This window comes from Streptomyces sp. NRRL S-495 (assembly GCF_000966955.1).
In the GTDB taxonomy this organism is placed as follows: domain Bacteria; phylum Actinomycetota; class Actinomycetes; order Streptomycetales; family Streptomycetaceae; genus Kitasatospora; species Kitasatospora purpeofusca.
The window spans coordinates 1-7471 of record NZ_JZWY01000019.1; the positions used below are offsets into that span (position 1 = coordinate 1).

Annotated in this window: 6 protein-coding genes and 1 pseudogene; 6 read left to right on the forward strand and 1 reads right to left on the reverse strand. The window is 73.8% G+C overall.

All coding sequences use genetic code 11. From position 1 onward, the window contains the following. Positions 1–714: 714 nt before the first annotated feature. The 6 genes and pseudogenes from VR45_RS01655 to mug form a co-directional block, all read left to right on the forward strand. On the forward strand, positions 715–2163 hold the full coding sequence (locus VR45_RS01655) for an APC family permease (protein WP_078896139.1): 1449 nt from the start codon (positions 715–717) through the stop codon (positions 2161–2163). Then, the gene (locus tag VR45_RS01660) at positions 2160–2594 is read left to right on the forward strand and encodes a hypothetical protein (RefSeq protein WP_045937851.1); all 435 of its coding nucleotides are present in this window, start codon (positions 2160–2162) and stop codon (positions 2592–2594) included. Before VR45_RS01655 ends, VR45_RS01660 begins: the two co-directional genes overlap by 4 nt. 31 nt (positions 2595–2625) lie before the next feature. After that, positions 2626–3978, forward strand: coding sequence for a dipeptidase (locus VR45_RS01665; RefSeq protein WP_045937852.1), 1353 nt, complete (start codon positions 2626–2628; stop codon positions 3976–3978). A 111-nt stretch (positions 3979–4089) separates the two neighbouring features. Next, on the forward strand, positions 4090–5232 hold the full coding sequence (locus VR45_RS01670) for an aminopeptidase P family protein (RefSeq protein WP_045937853.1): 1143 nt from the start codon (positions 4090–4092) through the stop codon (positions 5230–5232). A gap of 361 nt (positions 5233–5593) precedes the next feature. Continuing rightward, positions 5594–6430 (forward strand): phosphatase PAP2 family protein, encoded by an 837-nt coding sequence (locus tag VR45_RS01675; RefSeq protein ID WP_052708773.1) that lies wholly within the window; start codon positions 5594–5596, stop codon positions 6428–6430. Positions 6431–6465: 35 nt separating this feature from the next. Continuing rightward, positions 6466–6960 (forward strand): annotated as a pseudogene (gene mug / locus VR45_RS01680) (G/U mismatch-specific DNA glycosylase); the annotation flags it as partial. A 39-nt stretch (positions 6961–6999) separates the two neighbouring features. On the opposite strand, the gene VR45_RS43570 reads toward mug, so the two are convergent. Then, positions 7000–7471: response regulator transcription factor (locus tag VR45_RS43570; protein ID WP_078896140.1), on the reverse strand; the 472-nt coding region annotated here is incomplete at its 5' end.

The window sequence follows — 7471 nt, forward strand, 5'->3', positions numbered from 1 at the left end:
GTCCCCGGGGCGGGCGGAGCTCCCTCGCCGCCGCGGAAGGCGGCCAGGAACTCGGGGGTCGCCGGTATCAGCGCCAGCCCCTGGGCGAGCGGCCGCGGGCGGGCGGCCGGAACCTCGGCGGCCGCCACCGCGACCAGCTCCGCCGGGCCGATCAGCGCCTGAAGTTCGTATGACATTCAGTCATCCTGAACCATGGCACCGACAGTCCGCCCGGCGTTTACGATTCCGTGCCCGGCCCGCCGTCGTTCCGGGAGCCGGCAAGCGGCGACAGGGCCGAGGTCGGGGCCGGAGCCGAAGCCGGAGCGGCCGTCAGCGCGACCCGGCGCGGCCCCGCCCCCGCCCCCTGACCACCGACCCCCCACCGCCCTCCTGACCACCGTCCTCCTGACCACCGCTCACCCGGGCGGACGCACGCCGCATGCGGCCGCCTCGCCAACCGGGTGAACTGGCCGGGTACGGCCCGCCCCGGGGCCACCCCCGGACCAGTGCTGTCGGGCCACCCCAGGAGGACCCATGAGTTCCATGGACATACCGTCGTCCGGCCGGGGCAGTCCCGGCGGCGGCGCACCCCGCGGCGGCGCCCCCGGCGGGGGCACGTCCGGCGGGGGCACGTCCGGAGGCGTACCGGACGGCGGCGCACCGGACGGCCCCTCGCCGCGGACGGCCCGCGAGCGCACCGGTGCGGTGGCCACCAGGATCGCGAACGCGCCCCGGATGTCCTGGCTGACGCTCGCCCTGATGACCACCAGTTCGGTGGCCAGCCTGCGCGCCGCGCCCACCATGGCGGTCTACGGCCTCGCCTGCGTCTTCCTCTACCTGCTCCCGGCCGTCGTCTTCCTGCTGCCGACCGCGCTGGTCTCGGCCGAGCTGGCGTCCGGCTGGGAGGGCGGCGTCTACCGCTGGGTGTCGGAGGGCCTGTCGAAGCCGCTCGGCTTCCTGGCCGTCTGGTGCCAGTTCGCGATGACGATCTTCTACTACCCGTCCCTGCTCGCGTACGTGGCCTCGACCATCGCCTATGTGGTCAACCCGGCACTGGCGAGCAACGGCCTGTACACCGCGATCGTGATCATGGTGCTCTACTGGGCCGGCGTCTGGGTGTCCTCCCGGGGCACCAAGGCGGTGGCCGGGCTCTCCTCGATGGGCCTGGTCATCGGGACGCTGATCCCCGGCACGCTGCTCGTCGTGCTCGGCATGGTCTTCCTCGGCCAGGGCAACCAGTCCGCCGCGCCGATGGACGCCTCGCACATCTTCCCGCAGTGGACCGGCCTGGCCAGCCTGGTGCTGATCGTCAACAACTTCCTCAGCTACTCCGGCATGGAGATGAACGCGGTGCACGTCTCCTCGCTGCGCGACCCCGCCAAGGAGTTCCCGCGCGCGATGTTCACCGCCTCGGGGATGGTGCTGGCGATCTTCATCCTCCCGGCGCTGGCGATCAGCTGGGTGGTGCCGTCCGCCGAGCTGAGCCTGACGGCCGGCGTGATGCAGGCCTTCGACTCCTTCTTCCAGTACTTCCACATCGGCTGGCTGACCCCGGTGATCGCGGTGGCGCTGGTCGCCGCCTCGCTCGGCGGCATGCTCACCTGGCTCGCCGGGCCGTCCAAGGGCCTGCTGATGATCTCCCGCCAGGAGGGCTACCTCCCGCCGTTCCTGCAGCGGCTCAACAAGGAGGGCATCCAGCAGAACCTGCTGGTCACCCAGGGTGTGGTCACCACCGTCATCGCCCTCGCCTACGCGCTGATCCCGAACGTCTCCAGCGCCTACTGGGTCTTCTCGGTGATCACCACCCAGGTGTACCTGATCGTCTACCTGCTGATGTTCGCCGCGGCGATCCGGCTCCGCCGCACCCAGCCCGACCACCCGCGCGGCTACCACGCGCCGGCGCTGGTGCCGATCGCCGTCACCGGCCTGGTGTCCTCGGCGGCGGCGATGGCGATCGGCTTCGTGCCCTCCTCGCAGTTCGGCAGCGGCTCGGCCTGGTCGTACGTGCTGATCGTCGGCAGCGGCCTGGTGGTGCTGGGCCTGCTGATCCCGTACCTGTTCCTGCGGCTGCGCAAGCCGACGTGGCGCTCGCCCGAGGCGCAGGCCGAGCTCGCCGCCCAGGAGGCCGCCGAGCTCGGCGACGCCGGGGCGGACGGTCCCCGCAAGGACGGAGGTGCGGCATGACCAGCCTGATGGCCTCCCGGCACCGCTGGATCTACCTCGGCGCGATCGTCCTGCTGGTCGGCATGCTGATCACCGGCCTGCTCACCTACACCCAGCTGCACCAGACCAACGAGGCCAACCGCAAGGCCCAGCAGCTGAGCGAGGCGCTGAGCGCCGCCGGCTACCCGGTGCCGACGCAGAACCAGATCGTGCACACCCTGGGCGAGGACGGCGGCGCCGTCTGCGAGGACCCGGCCAACGCGCTGAAGCAGGCGCAGTGGACGTACGGCATGTCCAACGGCGCGGCCGGCCCGGGCCAGCGGCCGGTGCTCTCCGACCGCGAGGTGGTCTTCGCCGAGTCGATCGTGCTCTCGGTGTACTGCCCGGACAAGCTCGCCGCCATCAAGGACAAGATCGACGACCTCAAGCTCCACGACACCGTCCGCAACTGACGCCCGGCCACCGCTCCCGGAGGAGCCCCCCATGACCGACGAACTCGCCCGCCGGATCGCCGACCTGATGCCGCGGGCCAAGGCCGACCTCGCCGAGCTGGTCGCCCTCCCCTCCGTCGCCGACCCGCGCCAGTACCCGCCCGAGAACTGCCGCCGGGCCGCGGAGTGGGTCGCCGCGGCCTTCACCGAGGCCGGACTGCGCGACGTCCACCTGGAGGAGACCCCGGACGGCAGCCACGCCGTGGTGGGCCACCGCCCGCCGCCGCCCGGCGCGCCGACCGTCCTGCTCTACGCCCACTACGACGTCCAGCCCCCGCTCGACGACGCCGCCTGGACCTCCCCGCCGTTCGAGCTCACCGAGCGCGACGGCCGCTGGTACGGGCGCGGCACCGCCGACTGCAAGGGCAACATCGTCATGCACCTCACCGCGCTGCGGGCCCTCGGCGACGACCTGCCGGTCGGCCTCAAGCTGGTCGTGGAGGGCTCGGAGGAGCAGGGCACCGGCGGCCTGGAGGCGTACGTGCCGCCGCACGCCGGCGAGTTGCACGCCGACGCGCTGCTGGTCTGCGACACCGGGAACGCCGCCGTCGGCGTCCCCACCGCCACCACCTCGCTGCGCGGGCTGGCGAACGTGGTGGTCACCGTCTCCGCGCTCGGCGGCGACATGCACTCCGGCATGTTCGGCGGCCCGGCCCCGGACGCGCTGGCCGCGCTGGTCCGGGTGCTCGACTCGCTGCGCGACGCCGACGGCGGCACCCGGATCGACGGGCTGGACTGCACCGGCACCTGGGTCGGGGCCGGCTACGACGAGCAGCAGTTCCGCGCCGACGCCGGCGTGCTGGAAGGGGTCCGGCTGACCGGCTCCGGCACCGTCGCCGACCGGCTGTGGGCCCGGCCCGCCGTCACCGTGCTCGGCATCGACTGCCCGCCGGTGGTGGGGTCGGCCGCCGCGATCCCGGCCACCGCCCGGGCCCGGGTCAGCCTGCGCGTCCCGCCCGGGACGGACGCGGGCGCAGCCCGGGACGCGCTCACCGCCCATCTGGAGGCCGCCGCGCCGTGGGGCGTGCGGATCGAGGTGGCCCCGGAGAGCACCGGTTCGCCGTTCCGCGCCGCCACCGGCGGTCCGGCGTACTCGGCGCTCGACAAGGCGATGCAGGAGGTCTACGGGCGGCCGATGTCCTTCCTGGGCCAGGGCGGCTCGATCCCGCTCTGCAATGTGTTCGCCCAGGCCTTCCCGGAGGCGGAGATCATCCTGATGGGCGTCGAGGAGCCGCGCTGCCTCATCCACGCGCCCAACGAGAGCGTCGACCCCGCCGAGATCGAGCACATGGCCAACGTCGAGGCGCTCTTCCTCCGGCACTACGCCGACTCGCACCGGCCGTGACGAACCACGCTCACCACGACCCGCGCCCGTGACGAACAGGCACCACCCGTGCTGGAGTCGACGTGCAACCGGCCCGCCCGTCGACCGCCCCCGCACAGTCAGGAGACCCACATGCCCCCGCCTGGAGAGTCCCGCATGCCCCGCCCCTTCACCACCGAGGACTACCGCACCCGCCTCGACCGGGCCGCCGCCGCCGCCACCGCCGCCGGACTCGCCGGACTGGTCGTCGCCCCCGGCCCCGACCTCGTCCACCTGACCGGCTACCGGCCGACCGCGGTCACCGAACGGCTCACCGCCCTCGTCCTCACCGCCGGACGCGAGCCCGTGCTGATCGTCCCCGCCCTGGAGCGCCCCGACGCCGAGCGGGCCGAGGGCGCCCCCGCCGTCCGGCTGCTCGACTGGACCGACGGCCAGGACCCGTACGCCGCCGCCGTCCCGCTGCTCGACCCGGCCGGGCGGTACGGCGTCTCCGACAACACCTGGGCGATGCACCTGCTCGGCCTCCAGTCCGCCCTGCCGGGCACCGGCTGGACCTCGCTCACCGAGACCCTGCCGATGCTGCGCGCGGTCAAGGGCCCCGACGAGCTGGAGCGCCTCGCCGCGGCCGGCGGCGCCGCCGACGCCGCCTACCGGGGCATCCTGGAGGTGGAGTTCGCCGGCCGCCGGGAGACCGACGTGGCCGCCGACCTCAGCGCGCTGCTGATCCAGTACGGGCACAGCCAGGTCGACTTCACCGTGGTCGGCTCCGGCCCCAACGGCGCCAACCCGCACCACGAGGCCGGCGAGCGGATCATCGGGACCGGCGACACCGTCGTCCTGGACTTCGGCGGCCTCAAGGACGGCTACGGCTCCGACACCACCCGTACCGTGCACGTCGGCACCGACGTCCCGGACGAGGTGCGGAAGGTCCACGACATCGTCCGGCAGGCGCAGCAGACCGCGTTCGAGGCCGTCCGGCCCGGGGTCGCCTGCCAGGAGATCGACCGGATCGCCCGCCGGGTCATCACCGAGGCCGGGTACGGCGAGTACTTCATCCACCGCACCGGCCACGGCATCGGCATCACCACGCACGAGCCGCCGTACCTGGTCGAGGGCGAGCAGCAGCCGCTCGTCCCCGGCATGTGCTTCTCGATCGAGCCCGGCGTCTACCTGCCGGGCCGGTTCGGGGTGCGGATCGAGGACATCGTCACGGTCACCGAGCAGGGCGGCCGACGGTTCAACAACACCCCGCACGAGCTCGGCATCGTGTCCTGAGGCCGGCCCGGGCCACCCGGTCGGCCGTCGCCGCACTGCACCAACCGGGGCAATTCTGAACCCTTCCTGAACGGACCGGACGTTCGCACCGAGAGTTCTCCAAGAATGCCTTGCTAGCTTCGACCGGCATGACCAGAATGCTCCGCCCGGCGCCGCCCGACCCGTCCGCGAGCGCCGGGCGGCTGCGTCCGGCCACCGGCTCCCGGAGCGCGGCCCGCGCACCGGCGCCGCCGCCCGGCTCCGGCTGCTGGCGTGGCCGCTCTACCTCGCCGCCCTGCTGTGGTACCTGCGGGCCTACGGCCTGCCGTACACCAATGACCTGGTCTTCCTGTGGCTGATCGGCGCGCTGCTGGCCGCCGGTGTGCACAGCGGGCACGGTCCGCGCGGCTTCCTGCTGGTGCTGCGCGACTGGGTCCCGGTGATGGCCGTCGTCTGGACGTACTCGCTGCTGCGGGGCTACGGCGCGCGCACCCCCTGGGGCCCGTACCTGTGGCCGCAGCAGCGTGCCGACGAACTCCTCGGCTTCGGGGAGACCCTGACGGTCCGGCTCCAGCACGGGCTCTGGACGCCCGGCTCGCCGCACTGGTACGACTACGCCGCGGTCACCGTCTACATGTCGCACTTCTTCATGGTCTTCGTGGTGCTCGCGGTGCTCTGGCGCCGCCGCCACGACCGGTTCCGGCACCTGCTCACCTGCTACCTGGTGCTGACCTTCGCCGGCTTCGCGACGTACATCCTCTACCCGGCGGTGCCGCCGTGGCTGGCCTCCCAGGAGGGGCACCTGCCGGCCCTGACCCGGGTGGTCTCGGACGTGCTCGGGCAGAGCGGACTGCCCCGGGCCGCCTCGGTGTTCGAGAACGGCAGCCAGTTCGCCAACGACGTCGCGGCGATGCCCTCGCTGCACTCGGCGTACCCGGCGATGCTGCTGTTCTTCTTCTGGCCGACCGCCGCCCGCTGGCTGCGGGTGCTGCTGGTCGCCTATCCGCTCGCGATGACCTTCACCCTGGTGTACGGGGCGGAGCACTTCCTGGTGGACGTCTTCGTCGGCTGGGCCTACGCGGCGGCGGCGGTGTACGGCGTGCGGTGGCTGCGGGAACGGCGGCGGACCAGGTCGCTGGCGGCGAGCAGGCCGGCTCCGGCGGCGGCCGCGGGGGCGGGCGTCCGGACGACGGTCGGCACCGGCAGACTGGACCCGTGACCGAGAAGCCGACCAGGGCCCCCGCGCCGGGCGCGGTGCCCAAGCCGACCGCCGAGCAGCTGCTCGCCGCCCGTGACAGCACGATCGAGGACATCACCGCCCCCGGTCTGCGCGTCCTGTTCTGCGGCATCAACCCCGGGCTGTGGTCCGGAGCCACCGGCCACCACTTCGCCCGGCCCGGCAACCGCTTCTGGCCCGCGCTGCACCGCTCCGGCTTCACGCCCCGGCAGTTCCGCCCGGACGAGCAGCGGCAGCTGCTCGGCCTCGGCCTCGGCATCACCAACGTCGCCCCGCGCGCCACCGCCAAGGCCGACGAGCTGACCGCCGAGGAACTGCGCGCGGGCGGCGCGGCGCTCGCCGAGCGGGTGCTGCGGCTGCGGCCGCGCGCCCTGGCGGTCCTCGGCATCGGCGCCTACCGCACCGCCTTCGGCCGGCGGGCGGCGTCGATCGGACGGCAGGAGCAGGGCATCGGGGACACCGCCGTGTGGGTGCTCCCCAACCCCAGCGGCCTCAACGCCCACTACACCCTGGGCCTGACGGGCCGACCGCCTCGGGCCGCGCCCGGCCCGTCAGGCGCGCAGGAACTCCAGCACGGCCAGCACCCGGCGGTGCGTCTCCTCCGCCGGGGGCAGGTCCAGCTTCATCAGGATGTTGCCGATGTGCTTGCCCACCGCCGCCTCCGACACCACCAACGCCCGGCAGATCGCCGCGTTCGACCGGCCCTCCGCCATCAGCGCCAGCACCTCCCGCTCACGCGGGGTCAGCCGCTCCAGCGGGTCCCGGCGGCGGCGCAGCAGCTGCCGGACCACCTCCGGGTCGACCACCGTCCCGCCCGCGGCCACCTCGGTCACCGCGGCCACGAACTCCTCGATCTGGCCGATCCGGTCCTTCAGCAGATAGCCGACGCCGGAGCCGTCCCCGGAGTCCAGCAGATCCGCCGCGTACGAGCGCTGCACGTACTGACTGACCACCAGGACCGGCTGGCCCGGGCGCCGCTCGCGCAGGGCGACGGCCGCGCGCAACCCCTCGTCGCTCTGCCCC

Bases quoted from the DNA above. Each gene is read 5' to 3' on its own strand.
- VR45_RS01655 (WP_078896139.1), top strand. From the start codon at position 715: ATGTCCTGGCTGACGCTCGCCCTGATGACCACCAGTTCGGTGGCCAGC.
- VR45_RS01660 (WP_045937851.1), top strand. From the start codon at position 2,160: ATGACCAGCCTGATGGCCTCCCGGCACCGCTGGATCTACCTCGGCGCG.
- VR45_RS01665 (WP_045937852.1), top strand. From the start codon at position 2,626: ATGACCGACGAACTCGCCCGCCGGATCGCCGACCTGATGCCGCGGGCC.
- VR45_RS01670 (WP_045937853.1), top strand. From the start codon at position 4,090: ATGCCCCCGCCTGGAGAGTCCCGCATGCCCCGCCCCTTCACCACCGAG.